This is a genomic window from Porphyromonas uenonis 60-3, assembly GCF_000174775.1.
GTDB lineage: Bacteria > Bacteroidota > Bacteroidia > Bacteroidales > Porphyromonadaceae > Porphyromonas > Porphyromonas uenonis_A.
This window is the reverse complement of the sequence record NZ_ACLR01000123.1, coordinates 39,636-62,713: the sequence shown is the minus strand read 5'-3', so window position 1 is coordinate 62,713 and position 23,078 is coordinate 39,636. Positions and strand designations below refer to the sequence as shown.

Here is a 23,078-nt window from a genome sequence, read left to right as displayed (position 1 = left end):
GTATGACTGATATATACAACAGCGAGGAGTTTGCCACCCTCATAGAGCTAGCTTATCGTGAAGATGCTCCAACGGGAGACCTATCGACACGTTACCTACTGAGCGAGAGCGACCGAGCTATCGCCACGTTGATAGCAAAGGACGACGGTATCATCTCTGGTCTAGATGTCGCTTATATGGTTCTCTGTCGGTGCACTCCGGAGGAGGAGATGACCTTTACCTCAGAGTATGAGGATGGCGACGAGGTGCGCAAGGGCGATATATTGGCCACCATCGAGGCACCTTATGCGGACCTGCTACGGGCTGAGCGTATCATGCTCAACTTCCTCCAGCGTATGAGTGGTATCGCTACCTATACGTACCAATGTGTGCAATGCGTGGCAGGGACCAAGACGCGTATCCTAGACACGCGCAAGACTGTACCTGGACATCGACTCACGGACAAGATGGCGGTACGCCACGGCGGTGGTACGAATCACCGTGCTTCGCTCTCTGATATGGTGATGCTCAAGGACAATCACATCGCCATGGCGGGTGGTATCTTGCCTGCCGTGGAGGAGGTGCGTCCTCATCTACCTATCTCTATACGTATTGAGGTGGAGACCTCTACACTGGAGGAGGTACAGGAGGCTATAGACGCGGGTGCTGACATCATCATGCTGGACAATATGGACCTGGAGACGATGCGTCGTGCTGTCGATCTCATCGATGGTCAAGCCGAAGTGGAGGCTTCGGGCAATATGACGGCCGAGCGCCTAGCTGCCGTTGCTGCTATCGGCGTGGACTACATTAGTATAGGAGCATTGACTCACTCGGTACGTGCTTTCGACATTAGTATGAAGATCAAGCCGATTCAGTAAAAAGACTTGACACACTACCAACTACACACTAACTGACTATTTACACATGACACAACAACAGATAGAGGCTCTCTACGCAGAGATCCGTACGCTCAAGGAGCAAAAGAATGCGGTCATCCTAGCTCACTACTACGCTCGCCCCGAGATACAGCGCATCGCAGACCACCTAGGTGATTCACTGGCGCTCTCTCAGATTGCTGGTCAGACGGACGCAGATATGATTGTCTTTTGCGGGGTAAGCTTCATGGGCGAGACCGCAAAGATCATTTCTCCAAATAAGAAGGTGCTCTGCCCCGTACCACATGCGGGCTGTACTCTCGCTGAGGGAGCTACCGCTGAGGGGATCAACACTTGGCGCGTCAAGCACCCCGACGGCATTGTGGTTAGCTATGTCAATACGACAGCGGCTGTCAAGGCTGTCACCGACTACTGTGTGACTAGTGCTAATGCGCTGAAGATCGTACGTGCTCTACCTACGGGGCAGCCTATCCTCTTTGGTCCTGACAAGAATCTCGGACAGTACATTATGAATGTGACGGGACGGGAGATGGATCTATGGCAGGGCGCTTGCTACGTGCACGCTGAGATCACCTCCGAGCTGGTTCATACGATGCTGGATCGCTATCCCGAGGCGGAGATATTGATACACCCTGAGTCGGTAGCGGCTAGCGACCAGTCGATCGTCGACAATCCTCGCTGCATCATCGGTTCTACCACCACGATCATCAAGCAGCCCAGTGTATCTCACCTCAAGCAGTATGTCATAGCTACCGAGCCTGAGATCCTAGCCGAGATGACCCGACGCTATCCTGACACGGAGCTGATCCCGATCCTCCCCGATCAGACTTGCGAATATATGAAGATGATCACCCTCGAGGGACTACGCGACGCACTCCTCTACGAGCAGTACGAGGTGCATGTCGACGAAGAGCTCCGTCAGAAGGCGTGGCGCTCGATTGAGCGGATGCTCCAGTTCTAAAAGACTGTACTGGAGTCCAGCTCCCCCAAAAAACAGAAGAAACGGATTAGTCGTCTTCCCTAGAGAAGGCGGTTAATCCGTTTCTTATTTACCCCCAAAGGTTGTTCCGAGCAAAACGGCTAAACTCCAGCTAGATAGCCAGCGCGATCGGAACATTTATGGTGCGTTGTGACCGAAGTCGCTACGCTCACACGAGGAGCAAGACTAGCGAAATCTAAAACGCAAAGCGCTTACTGGAAGTGGCTGGGGAATACCCTTTTGACTTACTGCTGTCCGATAAAAGTCTGAAAGGGGAGTCATGTATAGCTGGATGTACAGCACTAATACACGAATAGGCTGTCTGGAAGCACAGGTAGTCCTAAGTCTTGTCTGAGACTATCAGACAATGCTTGATCTCTCTTTTGAGGATAGGGCGGTTGTAACCACTTTCGAAACTCCGAAAAGTACAGCGTGCGTTTCTCTTTCATCACATAATACTTATCAAGCAAGGTAGCTGCAAACTCGGCAGATAGTCTACCAGCTTTTACCTCTCGCTTCAATAGGTCGTAAGTATGAGGCTCTATCAACCTCTGAGGATTATGTAGTAAAACGGCAGGCAGGGCTTCAAATAGGTATCCGAAAGAATCGTTGTACTTCCCCAAATCGTTGATGTACCCATAATGCTCGATGAGCCAAATTGCCTTTGAAAAGCAGAGGCTATCAGTATGGAGCTTGAAAGCCCGACTGTTTGTCCGGTAAAGGTTGGAGTTGTCTCTAATCCCTTGATCTAGTGCTCTAATTTCAGCTAGTGTTATCGCAATACTATCCAATCGTGTGACCTCCGAGACGGGCTTGCTCTGATGATCTAAATTGGTCGCAACAGGAGCACACGCTGTCAAGAGACAAGCGATAATTGTAAATGCAAACTTAATACGCCTCATATACAGTCTGAGAGAACACACTTTCGTTAGTTGAACTATCCTATTTGCTTGCGATGACGCTCCTCGCTAGAATCTGTTCGTTATGGCCGGTCAGAAGCGCATCGCACGCTCCAGACGTCGCTTGTCCTCGCGGTCTCGTATGGAGGCGCGCTTGTCGTACTGCTTCTTACCTCGAGCGAGTGCAACGACTAGCTTAGCGAGTCCGCGCTCATTGATGAAGAGACGCACGGGGATGATCGTTTGCCCGGGGTTCTTCATCTCCTCCTCGAGCTTGCGTAGTTCCTTGCGGTTGAGTAGCAGCTTACGCTCCCGTCGCTCCACATGGTTGTTGTAGGAAGCGTAGCTGTACTCCGCTATATACATATTCTTGATCCACAGCTCCCCATGCGAGAAGTAGCAGTAGCTATCCACGAGAGCCGCTTTGCCCGCACGTATAGACTTGATCTCGCTGCCGACGAGTACGATACCTGCGGTGTACTGGTCGAGGAGCTCATAGTCATAGGTAGCGCGCTTGTTGCGTATGTTGATCGCTCGGGCGGATTGCTTGCCTTTCTTAGCCATAGGAGTTGTGGGTTAAGGGCGAATGCTTAGTCTATCTTGTCAAAGCCTGTGTAGGGTCTCAGAGCCTTGGGGATGATAATGCCCTCGGGGGTCTGATTGTTCTCCAGAAGCGCAGCGACAATGCGTGGCAGAGCGAGGGCGCTACCGTTGAGCGTGTGGCAAAGGGTGATCCCCTCCTCAGGGTCACGGTAACGACACATCAAGCGGTTAGCCTGATAGCTCTCAAAGTTGGACACGGAGCTCACCTCAAGCCAACGCTCCTGCGCAGCTGAGAAGACCTCAAAGTCGTAAGTCATCGCACTCGTAAAGCTCAGGTCGCCACCACAGAGGCGAAGGATACGATAGGGGAGCTCAAGCTCCTCGACGAGGCTCTTGACATGTGCAATCATCTTGTCGAGCTGCTGCCACGAGTGGTCGGGGCGATCAATGGAGACGATCTCTACCTTGTCAAACTGATGCAAGCGGTTGAGCCCGCGCACATCCTTGCCGTAGGAACCCGCCTCACGACGGAAGCAAGGCGTGTAGGCGGTGCAGCAGATAGGGAGCTGGTCTGCCTCAAGGATGACATCACGGAAGATGTTTGTCACAGGTACCTCGGCCGTCGGGATGAGGTAGAGGTTGTCCAGCTGTGCGTGGTACATCTGCCCCTCCTTGTCGGGGAGCTGACCAGTGCCGATGCCAGAAGCCTCATTGACCATGATAGGTGGCTCCACCTCCATAAAGCCCGCTGCGGTGGCTCTGTCGAGGAAGAAGTTGATCAAGGCACGCTGTAGTCTCGCTCCCTTGCCTCTGTAGACAGGGAAGCCTGCACCCGTGATCTTGACTCCCAGCTCGAAGTCTATGAGATCGTACTGCTTAGCCAGCTCCCAGTGTGGTAGCTTGGCTGTACCCTCTAGGTGAGGCATCTCACCACCCGTAGCTACGCATAGGTTGTCCTCGGCAGAGGTGCCGTGAGGCACATCGGGGTGTGGCAGATTAGGTACGGACAGGAGGAGTTGTCGCATAGTCTCCTCAGCCTGTCGCATGGTCTCTTCGGCCTGCTTAGAGATCTCCTTGAGCGTTTGTACCTCAGCTTTGAGCTGCTCAGCCTCTTCGCGGGCACCTGCTTTCATCTTCTCACCTATGGAGCGTGAGAGGAGCTTCTGCTGAGCTAGACTGTCGTCCTTCTTGTGCTGTGCGTCGCGTCTCAGCTTGTCCTGAGCGATGATAGCTGCTATGGGCTCTTCAGCGGGAAAGTGCTTGACGGCGAGCCGCTCGATGACTCCCTGAGGGTCATCCAATATTTGTTTGATGGTAAGCATTACCTATTCTTTAGTGATTACGTGTGAGGTGCTTGTCACGTCTAGCGACAAGCTATGCTACAAAGGTACAGTTTCTTCTGCATTTATAGGCACAACCAAGGGAAGAACCCACACAAGAGTGAGTCCTCCCCTCATCAATATCTGACGAGCTACCTAGCTGGCGATGCCTGGACAGGCTTTACTCAGCGGGCTGCGTAGCCTCGGGCTGTGCCTCAGGAGCAGGAGTCTCAGCTGCGGGAGCTGGAGTGCTAGCACCTGGGAGTGGTAGCGTAGCCTCTGGTTGCTGTGGTAGCAGGGGCTCACTCTGCTGAGACTTCTCAATGAAGCTCTCGCCCTGATTACCCTGTACTTGGGGCTTGATGAAGAATGAGCTGGCAATGCTGAGCACGACCATAGCTCCTGCAAGCGTCCATGTTGCCTTCTCGAGGAAGTCGGTCGTCTTGCGTACCCCCATGTACTTATTGCTCTCGCCGAAGCCTGCTGCTAGACCACCGCCCTTAGAGTTCTGGACGATAACGATGAGAATCAGCAGGATAGCTGCGATGAGGATCAGGATGGTTAGAAAGATTTGCATGTCTACTATTCTATGAATGCGTATTTATGAATGAGAAGCATTGTCGATTAGCTTCTCAAGAAAGTCCAATTGAACTGCAAAGTAACTAATTTTTTCTGGAAACTTCAAGCTTAGCCCCTCAATAATTTGCTTTGCGCGCTCGTAATGCCCCTGTTTGATGTAGATGGAGGCTAGAGTTTCGGTGAAAAGCATATCGCTCGGCTCTGATTCGTCAGAGGACGTCACGATAGGTTGTGGGGCAGGGGCTGGTGCAGGCTCGCTCTCGGCGGAGTCTGTGGGGATTAGCCCTGAGAGTGTCATATCTGAAGGCGCCGACTCATACTCCGCTGCGGAGAAATAGTCTGGGGTGCGCTCCTTCGTGGGGAGAGCCTCCGCAGAGTCATACTCTAGATCGTTCGAGAGAGGACCCTCACGCTCAGCCACTTTGCGCAGATATTGGTCTACGAGGGCAAAGGAGTCCGACGGATCGTGTGCCAGCACTGGTGTCAAGTCCTCTAGGGGCATGTGTAGTCGTGCCAGTAGGTAGAGCTTCTCCCGACTAGGTAGGTGGGGTGCCCAGCGTTGTAGCTCCGCCTCATAGCGCAGGTCGCCTAGGATAGACAGGTTGAGCAGGTAAAGCATGACGATGCTCTGCGCATAGGGATAGGTCTCCACCAGCTCAGCCAGTGGCGAGAGCGTGTGGCGACTAAGCTCCTCAGGGTGCGCCGTCAGCCTATTCAGCTCGTCTATCGTCATCGTCTCCATCACCAGTCCTCTACCGTGGCGTTAAAGATCTGCTTGACAAGATCGTCAATCAGCTCATTAGCTAGCCCCTCCTGAATGTCTGAGAAGAGGTTGTTGCTGTCAAACTCTTGCGAAGAGGTAAAGGTGCGTCCTGAGAAACTCTTTTTCTCCTCCACCATATTGGTATAAGAGACGCGGACCGTGATTGTAAAGCGTGTCATCGCCGAGAGGGCATCCTCCTGCATAGCCATAGGTGTGAGCTCGTAACCTACGATGGCGCCCTCAAGAACCAAGTCCCCATTCGTTTGAACTGGTTCAAGACGGGTGTTGCGTCTGAACTGCTCTCTCAGTCGCTCCGAAAACATCTGCGACAACGGTGGATAGACCAGCGGTGCCTGATTGGGAAAGTCCTCGATCGTCACCGTCTTGATACGCGTGTAGTCAATGGTGGCTCCATTGAACTTATACTTGATCGAGCAGCTCGTCCCCATCAGTAGGAGCATCACGACACCTATTATATATAGTAGCTTACTCCTCCCCATAGCTCTGCAGTTTGCGGTACAGCGTGCGTGGAGATATATTTAGCTCTTCGGCAGCCTCAGTCTTATTGCCTCCGTGTCGCTCCAGGGCACGCATGATGAGTATGCGCTCCGCCTCTTCGATGGTCATCGGTTTGTCTGGCAGGGTAGGCTCCTCCACAGGTGTCGTCACGACCTCATTGTCCGGCTCGGTCACCTCCTCAGCCTCGGTGTGCATAGGCTTCATATCAGTAGGTACCAGTGCCGTGTGAATCGGCTCGTAATGAGGCTCCTGGCGCATCGTGGCGATGGTTTGCTTGAGCGAAGTGATGTCTCGCTTCATGTCGAAAAGCACCTGATAGAGTATCTCCCGCTCATTGGCAAAGCTACGCTCCTCCGACTGGCGTCCCACAGGAACCAGCGAAGTGCTCAGCTCTTGTGTCTTGTCAGGCAGGTAGCCACGGAGGTCCTCAGCCGTCAGATGACGGTCATACTCTAAGATGCTGATGCGGTCAGTCAGGTTGCGTAGCTCACGTATGTTGCCTGGCCACGGGTAGCGCCTCAAGAGCTCCTCCGCCTCAGGCGTGATCTCTAGCATGGGGATCTGGTTCTTCTCGGCACTGAGCGAAGCAAAGAGCTTGAAGAGCAGGACTATATCCTCCTGTCGCTTACGTAGTGGGGGAACCACAATGGGGACCGTACTGAGACGATAGTAAAGGTCTTCGCGAAAGCGTCCACGAGCGATCGCTTCTTGTATATTGACGTTGGTTGCAGCGACCACCCGCACATCAGTCTTGAGTGGCTTGCTAGCACCTACAGGGATAAACTCTCCCGACTCCAGCACGCGGAGCAGACGAGCCTGCGTGGCGAGCGGTAGCTCTCCCACCTCATCCAGGAATATGGTGCCGCCGTCCGCCTCCTCAAAGTAACCCTTGCGGTCAGAGATAGCGCCAGTAAAGGAGCCCTTGCGGTGACCGAAGAGCTCAGAGTCTATCGTGCCCTCGGGGATAGCGCCACAGTTGACTGCCACATAGCCCTGATGCTTACGAAGGCTGTAGGCATGTATGATCTTGGGAAAGAACTCCTTGCCGACACCGCTCTCGCCAGTCACCAGCACAGATAGGTCTGTCGGGGCGACCTGTACGGCCGTCTCGATAGCTCGTAGGAAGCTCGGATTGCGTCCCACGATGCCAAAGCGCTGCATCACCTGTTGTAGATCCACATTCATAGGGACAAAGGTACTAAAATGAGCGATACCACGAGCTGTTCGTTGCGGAGGGTGGCGACGGGGCGTGCGGTAGCCGTCTGGCGAGAGGGGAATAGAGGTTGTTAAAAAGTAATATTTGTCGGGCTAAGGCACGACTTGTTACACACTCGAGGAGACTAAATAATGCGAGGGTCAAGGAATTTGCGAAATGGCTCGGTAGGCATTTGGAATTGCTCAGCGAGGAAACAAAAAAATCTTCGGAACTTTGATTTGCTTCTTCCGAAGTTTCATTTCATTCTTCCGAACTTTTATTTCCCGGCTCCGTGGAGAATTTTTGTTTCCCAGCGAGCTATTGGCGATTTCCTCCGTGGAGACTAGTCGTGCTGGATCGAATCTTGTTGCGGGTTTTGCGAGATAACTGGCTCCCCATGCGACTTTTCCCGCTGCAACAATCGGCTTGCTGAATCGTCTTTAAGAAAATGATACACTAAACGTAATTCACTTTTATCCGTTTCACGCATATGAGTAGCAAGATTTACCCCCATTTACTGGGAGCTATGGCGCTCCTCCTCATCACGGCAGGCGCACTGGCTGCGCAGACCATCACGATCCAGGGACGAGTGCTCGCTAGTAGCGACTCGACTGCGCTCGTCGGAGCTAGCGTCGGGCTATTTGACGATAAGGGACAGCTCACATCGGGCGTCTCGACGGAGAGCGAGGGGCAGTTTGCCCTACAGGCTGATCCGCAGGTGGCTAGGGAGCTACGCATCAGTAGCATAGGTTACACGCCGATGACCATCCAGATAGCGGGCGATGCACGAGGGGTGATCGCTCTCGGCACGCTCTACATGTCGGAGGACAGTCAGCTCCTCGACCAGGTAGTGGTGCAGGGGCAGCGAAGCCGTGTGGATAAGATGCTGCTCTTCCCACAGCAGGCAGAGTTGGCGCGTAGTCAGGACTTTCTCAGCTTGCTACAGACGATGCAATTACGTGGTCTGACCATTGACCTGATGAATAAGCAAGCCTCTATCCGTGGCGGGGAGGTGCAGTGGCAGATAGACGGCGTGCCCCGCACGATAGAAGATGTGCAGAGCATAGACCCCAAGCGTATCCTACGCATTGAGTACTCTGACATGGTCTCGGCACGCTACACCGATCGGGGCATCGGGGGGATCGTCAATGTGATCCTCAAGGAGCGTTTGCAGGGTGGCTCTGTCTGGACGCAGGTCGAGTCGGCGCTGACGACGGGCTTTGTCAATGGAGCTTTGGGGGCTCGCTACGATCGGGGGCTTCACTCCTTTACGCTTGATTACAACAATGGCTTCCGAAACTATCGCAAGCGCTTTGCCTACTTAGAGACGAAATACATAGCTCCGCACGAGGAGCTGACCCGTACGGAGACGCCTGAGGCTAGCCCCTTTGGCTATATGGTTCAGAACCTCAACCTCTCCTATTTATATAAGCCCAGCGAGCGACAGCAGTTTAGCGCTACGCTACGCAATGAGTTTGTCAACTATCATAGCAACTCTGTCTCGCAGATTGCGCAGAGTGGTAGCGATCCTTTCCATAGGGAGTCTAGCGTCAAGGAGCGTAGCTACACGCCGGCACTGGACCTGTACTATGCCAACATGCTGAGCAATGGGGGCAAGCTGGAGGTGAATCTCGTGGGTTCCTACAGTCACGGCACGCACAGCTTCTCGCTACAGGATCAGATGGCTAGGCAGATGCGTGAGGTACAGAACGCTGTCGATGTGAGTCGCACAGCGCTCATCGGGGAGGTGGTATACAACCACCCATTTAGCAGTCACTTCATGCTCGCCACGGGCTTGCAGCATACGACTGCTTACTCGCTCAATAAGTATGTCGAGATGACGGACAATCTACTGGAAAACAACAGCTACCTCTTTGCCAATGCCCAGGGACAGCTCGGCAAGGTGCAGTACAGTATTGGTACGGGGGCCAAGCTCTTTGTCGTGCAGGATGCGACTGATAAGAAGCTTTTTGTGAGGAATCAGAGTACGCTCTCGCTCTTCTACAGCCCAATCAACCATCTGACGCTTGTCCTCAAGTCTACCTATCTGCCGACGCTCCCTTCGCTGAGTATGCTCTCGCGGGTACAGCAGCGTGTGGACGACCTTATGAGGACGAGTGGCAATCCGGATCTCAAGGCGGCTCAGTCGCTTTACAACCGCTTCGGTGTCTATTACCAGACGAAGCTCTTCACGAGCAATCTAGACTTCTCCATAAATAATACGTGGGCACCGATCCTCTGGGATGCGACCTACGATGTGGCGGGCGGTTACTTCCTCAACCGTGCTACGAATGGACGCTTCAATCGCCAGTACAGCATCTCTTGGCAGGGTGGACTAAACAATCTGTGGAACTTCCTAACGCTACAGGGGACTGTGCGCTACGATATGTTTCGCACCCACACGGGTGTCGCCGCCTACCAGCTTAACAGTCTATACTGGGATGTCAGCGTGATGATGAGCTACAAGGGGTGGACGCTCGGCTACGACTATGTCCATCCGCAGTGGACGCTGTCGGGGCATACGAAGTCTCTAGGCGAAAACTCCTCCCGTCTGATACTTCTCTACAAGTATCGTGACTGGAGCTTCTATGCGAGCTGTATCTTCCCCTTTACGCCACGTGGCTCCGAGTACCAGAGCGAGACATTGTCGCCTGTCATACCTAGCACGAGTAGGGTATACATCCTGGACAACCGCAACATGGTGACCGTCGGGGTGGCTTGGCGACTAAACTTCGGCAAGCAGCTTCAGCTCATCGACCGCACGCTCCAAAATAGGGACTCCAACGAGAGTGTCATCAAGTAACCCGATGCGCAGGGAGGTTGCGCTGGGGGTGTTGTGGGATTCAAAAAGATTGTGTACCTTTGCACAGCAAACGTGAGAGGGAACTTTTCTCTCGGGAGTGACGAGGTGGTCGCTCTTGTCACGGTTGCTAGATGGTGATCATAGCTCAGCTGGTTAGAGCATCAGATTGTGGTTCTGAGGGTCGTGGGTTCGAATCCCACTGGTCACCCTAGTCGCTGGTTTTATTCTCTCTAGTCTCTAGCGACTTTTATCTTCAATCAATTTTCTTCTTCAACGATTTTGTTTTTCAGGGTTGTTAAGGCATCAGTCTTAGCAACCTTTTTTCTTTAGGAGAGGGCAATACGTGAGATTGGCGAATGATGAAATGTCGTAGGCACGGAGATTTTTACTATCTTTGCACCGTATTGTTGTCTTGTAGCCCCCTTGCAGACTATGAGGCGTTAGAGCGACTGATGCATCTTCGCTTTACTCACTAGTCTTCTAGACTAGAGACAGTCTGTCTTAAGCAAGATGACGACAGTCTAGGGTGTCCACCACAGTGGTGGAGGTCGCTCAGCTCAATCACTTACTTACACTTACTTAATTACGAACAGAATACCAAATATAATTTCCCCAATGAAGAACAAGAAGAGAATCTACACCTTTGGCAATGGAAGTGCCGAGGGTAATGCTCAGATGAGAGATCTACTCGGTGGTAAGGGTGCTAACCTAGCGGAGATGAACCGCATAGGCGTGCCAGTTCCTCCAGGATTCACTATCTCGACTGAGGTGTGTACAGAGTATTATGAGCGAGGCCGTGAGGCTGTCGTAGCTGACCTCAAGGACGACTTGATGGCTGCCGTCAAGCATATCGAGACCATCATGGGCTTTAAGTTTGGCGATGTAGAGAATCCTCTTCTCGTCTCAGTGCGCTCGGGTAGTAGAGCTTCGATGCCTGGTATGATGGACACGATCCTCAACCTCGGTCTCAACGATACGGTCGTCGATGGCTTGGCTCGCAAGAGTGGCAACGAGCGCTTTGCTTGGGACTCTTACCGCCGCTTCGTGCAGATGTATGGCGATGTCGTACTTGGTATGAAGCCTGTCAATAAGGACGATATTGATCCCTTCGAGGCAATCATTGAGGAGGTCAAGAAGGAGGCTGGTGTCAAGCTCGACAACGAGCTCACCACGGACCACCTCAAGGACCTAGTCAAGCGCTTCAAGGCTGCGGTCATGAAGGCTACGGGTCACGACTTCCCCACAGATCCATACGAGCAGCTTTGGGGCGCTATCATGGCGGTCTTCGGCTCATGGATGAATGACCGTGCGATCCTCTACCGTAAGATGGAGGGGATACCCGATGATTGGGGTACCGCTGTCAACGTACAGGCGATGGTCTTCGGTAATATGGGCGACACATCTGCTACGGGTGTGGCTTTCACTCGTGATGCGGCTACTGGCGAAAACCTCTTCAACGGTGAGTACCTCGTCAATGCACAGGGTGAGGATGTCGTTGCTGGTATCCGCACGCCTCAAGAGATTACAATAGAAGGCTCTCGCCGCTGGGCTGAGCGTGCTGGCATTGACGAGGCAACTCGCAAGGCTCAGTATCCCTCTATGGAGGAGACCTTCCCCAATATCTACGCAGAGCTAAATGCGATACAGCACAAGCTCGAGGAGCACTATCACGACATGCAGGATCTTGAGTTTACCGTACAGGAGGGCAAGCTTTGGCTCCTCCAGACACGTAATGGTAAGCGTACGGGTCAGGCGATGGTCAAGATCGCTATGGATCTCCTTCGCGACAAGCAGATCTCTGAGGAGGAGGCGCTACTACGTGTAGAGCCTGCTAAGCTTGATGAGCTACTGCACCCTGTCTTTGACAAGAAGGCGCTACAGTCTGCTAAGGTACTGAGCAAGGGTTTGCCCGCTTCTCCAGGCGCAGCTACAGGACAGATCGTATTCTTTGCTGATGACGCTGCTAGTTGGCACGAGCAAGGCAAGAATGTGATTATGGTACGTATCGAGACCTCGCCCGAGGACCTCGCTGGTATGAGCGTGGCTCAGGGTATCCTCACGGCTCGTGGCGGTATGACCTCACACGCAGCTGTTGTGGCTCGTGGTATGGGTAAGTGCTGTATCACAGGTGCTGGTGGGCTCATCGTAGACTACAAGGCTCGCACCGTAACCATCGATGATAAGGTCCTTCGCGAGGGAGACTTCATCTCGATCAACGGCTCTACGGGTGAGATCTACGAGGGTCAGGTTGAGACCAAGGCTGCAGAGATGGACGCTGACTTCCGCCAGCTCATGGAGCTAGCCGACAAGCACTCCAAGCTCGCTGTCCGTACCAACGCTGATACGCCTCACGATGCTGCTACGGCACGTGCCTTCGGCGCTGTCGGTATCGGTCTCTGCCGTACGGAGCACATGTTCTTTGAGGACAACAAGATCAAGGCAATGCGTGAGATGATCCTCGCTACAGACACTGAGGGTCGTCGCAAGGCTTTGGCAAAGCTCCTACCGATCCAGACAGAGGACTTCAAGGGTATCTTCCGTGCGATGAAGGGGCTTCCCGTCACCGTTCGTCTGCTAGATCCACCTCTCCACGAGTTCGTACCTCAGACCGAGAGCGGTCAGGTAGAGCTCGCAAAGGCTATGGGCGTCGAGCCTAAGGTCGTCCATGACCGCGTCGAGCAGCTCCACGAGCTGAACCCAATGCTCGGACACCGTGGTTGTCGTCTTGGCAATACTTATCCCGAGATCACCGAGATGCAGACGCGCGCTATCCTAGGCGCTTGTCTGGAGCTCAAGAAGGAGGGCATCGAGACGCATCCTGAGATTATGATACCCCTCGTCGGTGTCGTCGAGGAGTTCAAGCAGCAGGCACGTGTGATCCGTGAGACCGCTGAGGCGCTCTTTAAGGAGCAGGGCGATCGTATCGACTTCCTCGTAGGAACTATGATCGAGGTACCACGCGCAGCACTAACGGCTGACGAGATTGGCAAGGAGGCTGACTTCTTCTCCTTCGGTACGAACGACCTCACGCAGATGACCTTCGGCTACTCTCGTGACGATGTCAATACATTCTTACCGACCTATCTAGATAAGAAGATCCTTAAGGTAGACCCCTTCCAGCAGTTAGATCAGAGGGGTGTAGGTCAGTTGGTACAGATGGGTGCCGAAAAGGGTCGCTCAGCCAAGCCTACGATCAAGCTCGGCATCTGTGGTGAGCATGGTGGTGATCCCTCATCCGTAGAGTTCTGCCACCGTGTCGGTCTCAACTACGTCAGCTGCTCACCCTTCCGTGTGCCCATCGCACGCCTCGCAGCAGCTCGTGCAGCCGTTGAGGACAAGAAGTAAGTAGCGCAGGCGAGCCCACTCGCTAAGCTATACATATAGTAAAGCAACTCTCAGGAGTCGCTCCCTCGTCGGAGCCTCTAGAGAGTTGCTTTCTTCTTTCGGGCTAGTTTATTGTCAGTTTGCAAAATAGTTGTACCTTTGCGGTGCTGATTATTATCGAAACGAGATAACCAGTGCAAGCTTTTGACCTCACAAGAGCGTCGCACGGGCATCTGTGTCGGTTTATACGGAGTGCGTCCACGCTCCATCGATAGCCTACCGACAGGTGAACAGATCCCTTACGACAGCCCCAAGGGCGACTGCGTCTTGAAGATCAGTCCTAATCGGGGAGCTCGAGGAGCCTGCGCCTAGGGAGATCTCCTTTTGTATTAATCCCAATCAAACAATTAGCGTGAACACATTAAGCTATAAAACACAATCCGCCACCAAGGAGTCAGCTCAGAAGGAGTGGCTCGTGGTAGATGCCGAGGGGCAGCGTCTCGGACGTCTCTGCTCTATTGTTGCTAAGATACTGCGTGGCAAGTACAAGCCCTGCTTTACACCACATGCAGACTGTGGCGACAATGTCATCATCATCAATGCCGACAAGGTCGAGCTCACTGGCAATAAGTGGGACACACCTAGCTACCTAACCTTCTCAGGCTATCCTGGAGGTCAGAGAGAGTTCTCTCCAAGAGACTTCCAAAACAAGAGCTCTCGCAAGCTCTTTGAGAAGGTCCTCAAGGGCATGCTCCCTAAGAACAAGCTCGGTGCTGAGCTGCTGACGCACGTCCGGGTCTTCGACGGTCCCGACCACACTATGGAGGGTGTACAGCCCCGTAAGGTTGATATCAATTCATATAAATAAATACGCGGTAAACGATGGAACAAATCAATGCTATAGGTAGACGTAAGGCTGCGGTAGCCCGCGTATATCTCACCGAGGGCTCAGGCAAGATCACAATCAATAAGAAGGATATTGCCAGCTACTTCCCCTCTTCTGTACTTCAGTTTATTGTCAAGCAGCCTCTCGTCAAGCTTGAGGTAGCTGACAAGTATGACATCCGAATCAATCTCGCTGGTGGTGGCTTCAAGGGTCAGAGCGAGGCTGCTCGTCTTGGTATCGCTCGTGCGCTTATCAAGATCAATCCTGAGGACAAGGCTGCACTCCGTGCTGCTGGTCTCGTAACTCGCGACCCACGTGTCGTAGAGCGTAAGAAGCCAGGTCGTCCTAAGGCTCGTAAGAGATTCCAATTCAGCAAGCGTTGATGGTGCTGGGGGTATGCCCTCGCAGTGTGGACGATCCATTCTGGTGCTCCTCCTGTGGTACGGCACACCCCGCACGATCTTTCGCGTTTAGTATCTAAATTGCATCGATGGCGGACTAGAGATTAGACTTTAGAAGTTAGACCTTAGAAAGGCTAGACCTCCGACGCCCTACCCTGCAATTGCTTATTACACAAGAACGTAAACGAAAAAACACTGAGACTACTATGTCACTAGTATCATTTGACCAGCTCCTAGAGGCTGGTGCACACTTCGGCCACATGCCACGCAAGTGGAACCCCGCCATGGCTCCCTACATCTTCATGGAGCGCAACGGTATCCACATCATCGACCTGCACAAGACAGTCGCTAAGATCGACGAGTGTGCCGAGATCATCAAGAATATGGCCAGCTCCGGCAAGAAGATCCTCTTCGTCGGTACCAAGCGCCAGGCTAAGGAGCCTATCGCTGAGCTCGCTAAGAGCGTAGGGATGCCCTACGTCACAGAGCGTTGGCCAGGAGGTATGCTCACCAACTTCCCCACGATCCGCAAGGCCGTCAAGAAGATGGGGCAGATCGACAAGATGCGTGAGGATGGCACCTACAACAACCTATCTAAGCGTGAGCGCCTACAGCTAGACCGCCAGCAGGCTAAGCTAGACAAGAACCTTGGCTCTATCCGGGATATGAACCGTCTGCCCAACGCACTCTTCGTCGTAGACGTCATGCGTGAGCATATCGCTATCCGTGAGGCTCAGCGCCTAGGTATCCCCGTCTTCGCTATCGTTGATACCAACGCCAACCCCAGGGATATTGACTACGTCATCCCAGCTAATGATGACTCTACACAGGCTATTGAGCTCATCGTCTCTGCCATGTGTCAGGCCATCAACGAGGGTCAGGTTGAGTACAAGGCTATCAAGGCTGAGAAAGAGGCCGAGGAGGCTGCCGAGCTAGCACCCTCAGGACGTCGCCAGCGCACAGGCGCTCGTCGTGAGCGTATCCGCCCAGCCAATGCTGAGGAAGAGCGTAGCGAGGAGGCTCCCGAGACCGTAGAGGAGGTCGCACAGACCGCTGAAGAGACTGCTCCAGCTAATGAGGAAGCAGCTAACCAACAATAATACGATACACCATGAGCGTAACAATAGAAGATATCAAGAAACTTCGTAAGATGACTGGCGCAGGTCTCTCTGACTGCAAGAATGCACTCAACGAGACAGCTGGTGACTTTGAGAAGGCTATCGAAATCATACGTGCCAAGGGTAAGGCTGTCGCAGCTAAGCGTTCAGACCGCGAAGCTACCGAGGGTTGTGTCCTAGCAGCACATAGCGAGGGCTTTGCAGCCATCGTCTCTCTCCAGTGCGAGACAGACTTCGTTGCTAAGAACGAGGGGCACATCTCCCTCACACAGCAGATCCTAGATGTAGCTATGAAGGAGCAACCCGCCACCAAGGAGGATCTCCTCAAGCTCCCACTAGCTGATGGTCGTGCGGTATCAGATCACATCACCGACCGCATCGGTAGCACGGGTGAGAAGATGGAGCTAGGCAACTACGAGTTCCTCAAGGCTCCCTACACCACATCCTATATCCACTTCGGCAATAAGCTGGCAGCTATCGTTGCCTTCAACGAGGCTATCGACGCAGAGATGGGTCGTGAGATCGCTATGCAGGTAGCATCGATGAATCCTGTCTCAGTCTCAGAGCAGGACGTACCAGCTCATGTCCTCGAGGAGGAGCGCAAGGTCGCTATGGATCGTGCTCGTGAGAGTGGCAAGCCAGAGGCTATCTGCGAGCGCATCGTAGAGGGCTCCATCCAGAAGTTCTACAAGGAGAATACACTCCTACACCAGCCCTTCGTACGTGAGCCCAAGATGGATGTACAGAGCTATCTGCACACCGCATCTAAGACGCTGACAGCTACAGGCTTCAAGCGTGTCAATCTGAACGAAGACTAAAGCCAATACTGAGGATAAGTAGTCGCCCCTCCGTGGGAGGCTATGAAGCCTAATTGAGAAAGCCCCATACATCTCTCGAGGTGTGTGGGGCTTCGTTTGTAGTGCGCCACGACTCAGCGCACCTCCCATAAAAACGGCACCTACTCCGCATCAAAATTCAACCGAGACTTTTTCCCCTCTACATAATCTCCAGCGAGGAATCTGCCAATAGCTTACGAGGAAACGAAAATTCCCCACGGAACCGGGAAATAAAAGTTCGGAAGAATGAAATGAAACTTCGGAAGAAAGAAATCGAAGTTCCGATGAATTTTTTGATACCTCCGTGGATAATCAGAAATTCCTCCCGATGAAATGGATGATTTCCTCGAGGGTGTGGTGTCGGAGTCTTCGAAGGGTGTCGGAGTGCCTCGAGACGAGTAACGGGGACGGACGCACAGATCGTGCGTCCCTACCAAGGGCTACTCGTGTGGCTAGTAGCTCTAGTGCTCCCTTTTTTGACAAGCAAGCGTCACGGCTCAAAGAGCGTTGCAGTCAGATAAATGAGTACCTTTGTGGTAGATATTGCCACGAAGAGTGTTGGCTTCCCTCCACATTAGCACACAAGACTATGACACAGTTTAAGACGACGCACCTGTATGCCCTGCTGACCTTTGTCCTGCTGGCTCTGGTTATCACGCTACTCTCACCACATGACGAGGAGACCTTTCAGTATCAAGTGGTGGAGGGTAAGCCGTGGACGGGCGATGAGCTGCTGGTGGCGCCTTTTACCTTCCCGATCTACAAGTCGGACGAGATGATACAGCGGGAGCGTGACAGCGCACGCCAGACGGTCTTGCCTTACTATCAGATAGATACTGTCGTGGGGGGTAAGATGCTACGCAAGTGGGACGAGGACTGGAGCAGTAAGTGGAGCGGTGAGGTAACGGACGATGCTTACTACTTCTATATGCGTGACTATCTTAAGGATCTTTATCGTAACGGTATCATAGAGGAGGAGGTGGCCTCTAAGCTTAGACAGGAGGATGTGCTGGAGGTCAAGCTCCTGAGCGCTGATCAGGTGAGTCGCCTGACGCCTACGACGCTCTTCTCGACTCCTATGGAGTCGTATCAACAAGCTACTGAGAGGCTACCTCAGGGGATGAGCAAGTCAATCGTCCGTAAGTTTGACCCGAGCAAGTATATCGAGGTTAATGTCTATCCTAATGAGGCTAAGACACAGCAGGTGATTGATGATGAGCTGCGCAACCTGTCTAAGTCTATGGGCGTGGTGCAAAAAGGTGAGCGCATCATTGGCAAGGGTGAGATAGTTAGCCCGCATCAGTACGATATCTTGCAGTCGTTGCGCCGTGTCACAGAGGAGCAGCAGGATAGCAATCTACGTCAGGTCTTACCGATGAGTGTGGGTACCTTCCTTATTATAGTCTCGCTACTACTGGGGTTGTGGTTCTTCCTCTTTTACTACCGGCCGCAGATTGTCAAGGAGTACAAGAATACGCTCTTCCTCTCGCTACTGATACTGATCTATGCGGTCCTGACGATCATCTTCGCTCGCAATGAACTGGGTGCTTGGGTCTATGCGATTCCATTTGTCTCGGTGGCGATACTGGTGCGTACCTTCTTTGAGTCTCGTACGGCTATCTATGCTTTTCTTACGACGGTGCTGATCTGTGCACTCTATGTAGCATTCCCGCTGGAGTTTGTCGTGATACAGTTTGTCGCTGGTCTGGTGGCTGTCTTTAGCCTTCGGTCGCTCTCCTCACGAGCGCAGATCATCCGTGCTACTTTCCTCATCTTCGTCATATACAATGTGATGACTTGTAGCTACTCGCTGATGATGGGGGGTGCCCTGGGGGGGAATGATCTGAGCAATCTGCTTTACTTCTCCTTCAACCTGATCTTCAACATGTTTAGCTATCTGCTCATCTACCTTATCGAGCGTGCCTTTGGCTATGTCTCAAACATAACGCTCGTGGAGCTGAGCGATGTCAATAGGCCTTTGCCTCGACAGCTCTCGGAGCAGGCACCTGGCACCTTCCAGCACTCGATGCAGGTGGCTCTCCTGGCGAGTGAAGCGGCTACGGCTATCGGTGCGGACGCTCGACTAGTACGTGCTGGTGCTCTCTACCACGACATAGGCAAGATGCGCAATGCGGCATACTTTACGGAGAATCAAGGTGCGATCAATCCTCACGACCAACTCACTCCTACAGAAAGCGCAGCGGTCATCATCAAGCATGTGACGGACGGTCTAGCTATGGCGCAAAAACACAACCTCCCGCAGGCGATCCAAGACTTCATCCGTATGCACCACGGACGGGGTATGACGAAGTATTTCTACACTCAGTACTGTAACGACCATCCTGACGAAACGGTCGATGCGGACAAGTTTACCTACCCTGGTCCTAATCCAAACACTAAGGAGACTGGTATCCTGATGCTGGCGGACGCTATCGAGGCGAGTAGTCGCAGTCTTAAGGATCTGAGCAAGGAGACCTTGATAGCCCATGTCAATAAGATCATTGATGCGATCGTTGCAGATGGCTTGCTCAACGATACGCCACTGACCTTTAGGGATATCCAGACGATCAAGGAGGTTTTTGCAGAGAAGCTTGCTACTATCTATCACTCACGTATTGCTTACCCCGAGCTGAAGCGATGACTATCTATCTGATCGGCTACATGAGTGCTGGCAAGAGTACCGTAGGTCGTATGCTGGCGGAGCTACTAGGCTATGAATTTGTAGATACAGACATCTATATCGAGAGTCGCTTTCGTCAGCGGGTGTCTGACCTCTTTCGGCTGCATGGCGAGGATTACTTTCGCCAGAAAGAGCGGATGATCCTCGAGGAGATTGCGGGGCTCAATGATGCGGTCATCGCTACGGGTGGTGGCTTGCCTATTTACCACGACAATATGGATATGCTACTAGAGAGTGGCACGGTGCTTTACCTGCGCTACAGTAGTGAGGTGCTAGCTCAGCGACTGGAGCTTACGAAGCGTACCCGTCCCTCTGTAGCGCATCTTACGGGCGAGGAGCTTCGTCAGCATGTCGCAGAGGCGATGCGTCTGCGTGAGCCTATCTACAGCCGAGCTCATCACACGATCGATATGGAGGCTCTCGCCATGCATGGTGTCAACAGCGAGGCGAAGATAGCTAGCTGGATAGCCCAGCAACTGCGTCTGAAGGCGTAACGGCTCCCTGCGCAGGGCTTTCGCTGTGAGCCTGGCGATGCGTTAGTTTTGTGCTAGCTCAGTGGCTATATTGTTTAGCTCTGCCTCTAGGTTGAAGGGGATCTGCTCTCCACGCTCGAAGGCGGCAAAGGTATCGCTATTAAGACTCTTGTACTCAGGGATGGCCTTCTTGAGGAGGTAGACGACACCATTGACATCTCCCTCGTGGGCGAGGCGCTTGAAGAGCTGTACCATCTGGCGAATCCGTTCGAAGGCCTCCTCGCGGGTCTGTACGATATGTATCTTATTGTGTGCCGTGGGGAGGTCTTTCTCCTTGTCGTGTATGGTCTCCTCGTAGAGCTTCTCTCCAGGACGTAGGCCTGTGTAGATGATCTTGATGTCTTTGTCAGGCTCGTAGCCAGCTAGCTGTATCATACGTTTGGCTAGGTCAGCTATCTTGACGAGGTCGCCCATGTCAAAGACAAAGACCTCACCGCCGCGAGAGAGCATGCTGGCCTCTAGGACTAGCTGGCTAGCCTCGGGGATGGTCATAAAGTAACGCTCGATGCGAGGGTCGGTGACTGTCAGTGGTCCGCCACGCTGCAATTGATGCTTGAAGGTGGGGATGACGGAGCCAGCCGAGTTGAGTACGTTGCCGAAGCGTGTCGTCGCAAAGCGTGTCGGCACCTCTGCTAGCACCTCTCCACGCTTGATGGCTAGGTCTAAGCTCTGGACGATCATTTCGCAGAAGCGCTTAGTAGCTCCCATGACGCTACTGGGGTTGACCGCCTTGTCCGTTGAGAGCATGACCATCTGCTCGACACCATGCTCGAGACATTTGCTCGCAATGTTGAAAGTACCGATGATATTGGTTGTGACTGCCTCGCAGGGGTTCTCCTCCATAAGCGGAACGTGCTTATAGGCTGCTGCATGAAAGACTTTGTCGGGGTGAAACTTGCGCATGACAAAGTCTAGTCGCTGAGGATTGCGTATGTCTCCCATGACATAGGCAAAGTGACCACTCGGATAGCAACGTTGTAGCTCTAGGCGCAACTCGTGCATAGGTGTCTCCGCTATGTCAAAGAGCACAATCATCTGAGGCTCAAGCCGAGCTAGCTGACGTACTATCTCACTGCCGATAGAGCCTGTCGCTCCTGTTACGAGGATGGTCTTGTCGTGCAGCGCCTCTGAGATAGGCTTCATGTTGAGGAAGATGGACTCACGACCCAGTATGTCCTCGATCTGTATCTCCTCGATGGGCGGACGACTGTCCACGTTGAGTATGCGTCGAGGCTCCTGATCAACGAGGAGACGAATCTTGCGGTCTATGCAGATCGATGCAAAGGTGGCATTCTCGTGGAGCACATCGTAACCAGAGAAGAGGAGGACGGAGATATGGTGCTTGTCCAGTAGTGCAGAGAAGGCGACGGTGTCTGGCGTGTAGAAGATTGGTTTGCCTCCGACGGTCATCTTTTCGGTCGGTTGGTTGGTCTCGACAAAGCCTACGACGTAGAGCCCTTTGCCCTGATAGGAGTTGGAGAGCTTGTCGGCAAGTTGCGAGGATCGGTCGTCAACACCGAAGATGAGAGCTGGCGTGCGACTCATTGTCGAGGGCGCCCCATTGACAAAGCTCCAGATGAACTGCACAACAGTCCTAAAGCCCGTTAGGAAGAAGAGGGTGAAGAGGGTGTCTAGTGCGAAGTATACCACTCCAAAGAGCCACTCTCTAGATAGTACGCCTAAGGTTAGTCCAAGGACGAGCGCCTTGCATAGTGAGAGCCAGAGGTAGTTAAAGCCGTAAGAGAAGGTGCGGATACGGATGATCCCCTTGTAGACTGGGAAGAGTAGGAGTATCAGTAGAGAGAACCCTCCCGAGAGTACGATAAATGAAAGAGTTGGGTGGTCAATACCTGTATACTCAGCCACAGACTCGTGAAAGTAGATCCCCGTGAGCGTCAGGAGTGCGTAGCTGGCGATGAAGACAGCGGACAGCGAAGCGATGACACTCAGCAGTAAGTCGATGAGTGCGATGATGCGGTAGTTGACATATCGACTACCTAAGCATTTCCGTAGGAATACTTTTGTCTTCATAATGATCAAGTGCTGTTAGTCGTTTTTGGGGATGGGGCTCACATGTGTGTGGCTATGAGCGTATCATTGTTCTTTATAAGTGTGCGTATAGTATCTTCGTATCTAGCATAGGTCTTGGCAGATGAAATGGTCCTGCGAAAGAGCTCTATCCGATGGGTGTCCGTGCCTACAAAGCTGTAGACCCCACGCTCGAGGAGCTGCTGAGCGCGTCGCTGTACCTGCTCTCCATACATCCCCGTGAGACTGAAGAGATTGAGCTGGAAGGCACAGCCTGCACCTCGCAGGTGGTCGTATGTCTTATCATCCATATAGAGGTATCGCTCTGGGTGTGCGAGCATAGGGATGGCTCCAGACACAATGACTGATTGAATGAGTCGATAGAGGTCTAGAGGAGCTCCTACGAATGAGGTCTCTACGAGCAGGTACTTGCTGTCTCCTAGTGTGAGGAGAGGCTTGTCCAGGTGCGCCTCGAAGCCTTCGTCCAGCATATGCTCAGCGCCTAGCATCAGAGGAACCCTCATATCCGACAGCTTTGGGAGCAATTGCTCTAGCTCCTGCTGGAGAGTATTGCTATCGTTGTGAGGGTAGCGCCTATAGATATGTGGTGTGGTGATGATACGCTGGATGCCGATAGAGCGCATCGTCTCAATGAGCTGGTGGGTCTCCTCAAGAGAGCGACTTCCGTCATCGACAGCAGGGACGAGGTGACAGTGTATGTCTGTCATCCCCTCGAGCCAGCCCGCAGAGATGATGTCTACTTTCTTATGCTTCGTGAACCACCACATGTGTCTA

At 53.0% G+C, this 23,078-nt stretch carries 19 protein-coding genes and 1 tRNA gene; 12 read left to right on the top strand and 8 right to left on the bottom strand.

Annotated elements, in window-relative coordinates; genetic code table 11:
- The first annotated feature begins 2 nt into the window (after positions 1-2).
- Positions 3-860, top strand: coding sequence for a carboxylating nicotinate-nucleotide diphosphorylase (nadC, locus tag PORUE0001_RS04325; protein ID WP_007365229.1), 858 nt, complete (start codon positions 3-5; stop codon positions 858-860).
- 46 nt (positions 861-906) lie between these two features.
- Positions 907-1,839, top strand: a complete 933-nt coding sequence (gene nadA / locus PORUE0001_RS04320) for a quinolinate synthase NadA (protein ID WP_007365296.1) — start codon at positions 907-909, stop codon at positions 1,837-1,839.
- A gap of 1,010 nt (positions 1,840-2,849) precedes the next feature.
- Here the strand turns inward: nadA and smpB are convergent.
- The 6 genes from smpB to PORUE0001_RS04285 form a co-directional block, all read right to left on the bottom strand.
- Positions 2,850-3,320 carry an SsrA-binding protein SmpB gene (gene smpB / locus PORUE0001_RS04310; protein ID WP_007365298.1) on the bottom strand — a complete coding sequence of 157 codons (471 nt, stop codon included), beginning with the start codon at positions 3,318-3,320 and terminating at the stop codon, positions 2,850-2,852.
- Between the two features lie 26 nt (positions 3,321-3,346).
- Entirely contained in the window at positions 3,347-4,621 is a 1,275-nt protein-coding gene (gene serS, locus PORUE0001_RS04305; protein WP_007365285.1) for a serine--tRNA ligase, read from the bottom strand.
- A gap of 178 nt (positions 4,622-4,799) precedes the next feature.
- Positions 4,800-5,195, bottom strand: a complete 396-nt coding sequence (secG, locus tag PORUE0001_RS04300; protein ID WP_007365254.1) for a preprotein translocase subunit SecG — start codon at positions 5,193-5,195, stop codon at positions 4,800-4,802.
- A gap of 24 nt (positions 5,196-5,219) precedes the next feature.
- The gene (locus PORUE0001_RS04295; protein ID WP_039865611.1) at positions 5,220-5,930 is read right to left on the bottom strand and encodes a hypothetical protein; all 711 of its coding nucleotides are present in this window, start codon (positions 5,928-5,930) and stop codon (positions 5,220-5,222) included.
- An 8-nt stretch (positions 5,931-5,938) separates the two neighbouring features.
- Positions 5,939-6,460 carry an LptE family protein gene (locus PORUE0001_RS04290; protein WP_007365294.1) on the bottom strand — a complete coding sequence of 174 codons (522 nt, stop codon included), beginning with the start codon at positions 6,458-6,460 and terminating at the stop codon, positions 5,939-5,941.
- Positions 6,447-7,664 carry a sigma-54 interaction domain-containing protein gene (locus PORUE0001_RS04285; RefSeq protein WP_007365289.1) on the bottom strand — a complete coding sequence of 406 codons (1,218 nt, stop codon included), beginning with the start codon at positions 7,662-7,664 and terminating at the stop codon, positions 6,447-6,449. Before PORUE0001_RS04285 ends, PORUE0001_RS04290 begins: the two co-directional genes overlap by 14 nt.
- A 500-nt stretch (positions 7,665-8,164) precedes the next feature.
- Here PORUE0001_RS04285 and PORUE0001_RS04280 point away from each other — a divergent pair, with 500 nt between their 5' ends.
- From PORUE0001_RS04280 to PORUE0001_RS04240, 10 genes are all read left to right on the top strand, one after another.
- Positions 8,165-10,477 carry a carboxypeptidase-like regulatory domain-containing protein gene (locus PORUE0001_RS04280; RefSeq protein WP_007365238.1) on the top strand — a complete coding sequence of 771 codons (2,313 nt, stop codon included), beginning with the start codon at positions 8,165-8,167 and terminating at the stop codon, positions 10,475-10,477.
- Positions 10,478-10,611: 134 nt separating this feature from the next.
- Positions 10,612-10,685 (top strand) — tRNA-His (locus PORUE0001_RS04275).
- 407 nt (positions 10,686-11,092) lie between these two features.
- The gene (gene ppdK / locus PORUE0001_RS04270; protein WP_007365236.1) at positions 11,093-13,822 is read left to right on the top strand and encodes a pyruvate, phosphate dikinase; all 2,730 of its coding nucleotides are present in this window, start codon (positions 11,093-11,095) and stop codon (positions 13,820-13,822) included.
- Positions 13,823-14,005: 183 nt separating this feature from the next.
- A complete protein-coding gene (locus tag PORUE0001_RS10580; protein ID WP_157750194.1) occupies positions 14,006-14,173 on the top strand; it encodes a hypothetical protein in 168 nt (55 codons plus the stop codon).
- A gap of 40 nt (positions 14,174-14,213) precedes the next feature.
- The gene (gene rplM / locus PORUE0001_RS04265) at positions 14,214-14,669 is read left to right on the top strand and encodes a 50S ribosomal protein L13 (protein WP_007365291.1); all 456 of its coding nucleotides are present in this window, start codon (positions 14,214-14,216) and stop codon (positions 14,667-14,669) included.
- A gap of 14 nt (positions 14,670-14,683) precedes the next feature.
- Positions 14,684-15,070, top strand: coding sequence for a 30S ribosomal protein S9 (gene rpsI / locus PORUE0001_RS04260; protein WP_007365266.1), 387 nt, complete (start codon positions 14,684-14,686; stop codon positions 15,068-15,070).
- Positions 15,071-15,294: 224 nt separating this feature from the next.
- The gene (rpsB, locus tag PORUE0001_RS04255) at positions 15,295-16,188 is read left to right on the top strand and encodes a 30S ribosomal protein S2 (RefSeq protein WP_007365206.1); all 894 of its coding nucleotides are present in this window, start codon (positions 15,295-15,297) and stop codon (positions 16,186-16,188) included.
- Between the two features lie 11 nt (positions 16,189-16,199).
- Entirely contained in the window at positions 16,200-17,024 is an 825-nt protein-coding gene (tsf, locus tag PORUE0001_RS04250) for a translation elongation factor Ts (RefSeq protein ID WP_007365248.1), read from the top strand.
- A 607-nt stretch (positions 17,025-17,631) separates the two neighbouring features.
- Positions 17,632-19,683 (top strand): HD family phosphohydrolase, encoded by a 2,052-nt coding sequence (locus PORUE0001_RS04245; RefSeq protein ID WP_039865588.1) that lies wholly within the window; start codon positions 17,632-17,634, stop codon positions 19,681-19,683.
- Complete coding sequence (locus PORUE0001_RS04240) at positions 19,680-20,216, top strand: shikimate kinase (RefSeq protein WP_007365314.1); 537 nt, start codon at positions 19,680-19,682, stop codon at positions 20,214-20,216. The genes PORUE0001_RS04245 and PORUE0001_RS04240 overlap by 4 nt, the downstream gene beginning before the upstream one ends.
- Positions 20,217-20,258: 42 nt before the next feature.
- On the opposite strand, the gene PORUE0001_RS04235 is transcribed toward PORUE0001_RS04240, so the two are convergent.
- Together PORUE0001_RS04235 and PORUE0001_RS04230 are read right to left on the bottom strand one after the other, a co-directional pair.
- Complete coding sequence (locus PORUE0001_RS04235; protein ID WP_039865587.1) at positions 20,259-22,286, bottom strand: UDP-N-acetylglucosamine 4,6-dehydratase family protein; 2,028 nt, start codon at positions 22,284-22,286, stop codon at positions 20,259-20,261.
- A 38-nt stretch (positions 22,287-22,324) separates the two neighbouring features.
- A complete protein-coding gene (locus PORUE0001_RS04230) occupies positions 22,325-23,071 on the bottom strand; it encodes a tyrosine-protein phosphatase (RefSeq protein ID WP_007365207.1) in 747 nt (248 codons plus the stop codon).
- Positions 23,072-23,078: the final 7 nt, after the last annotated feature.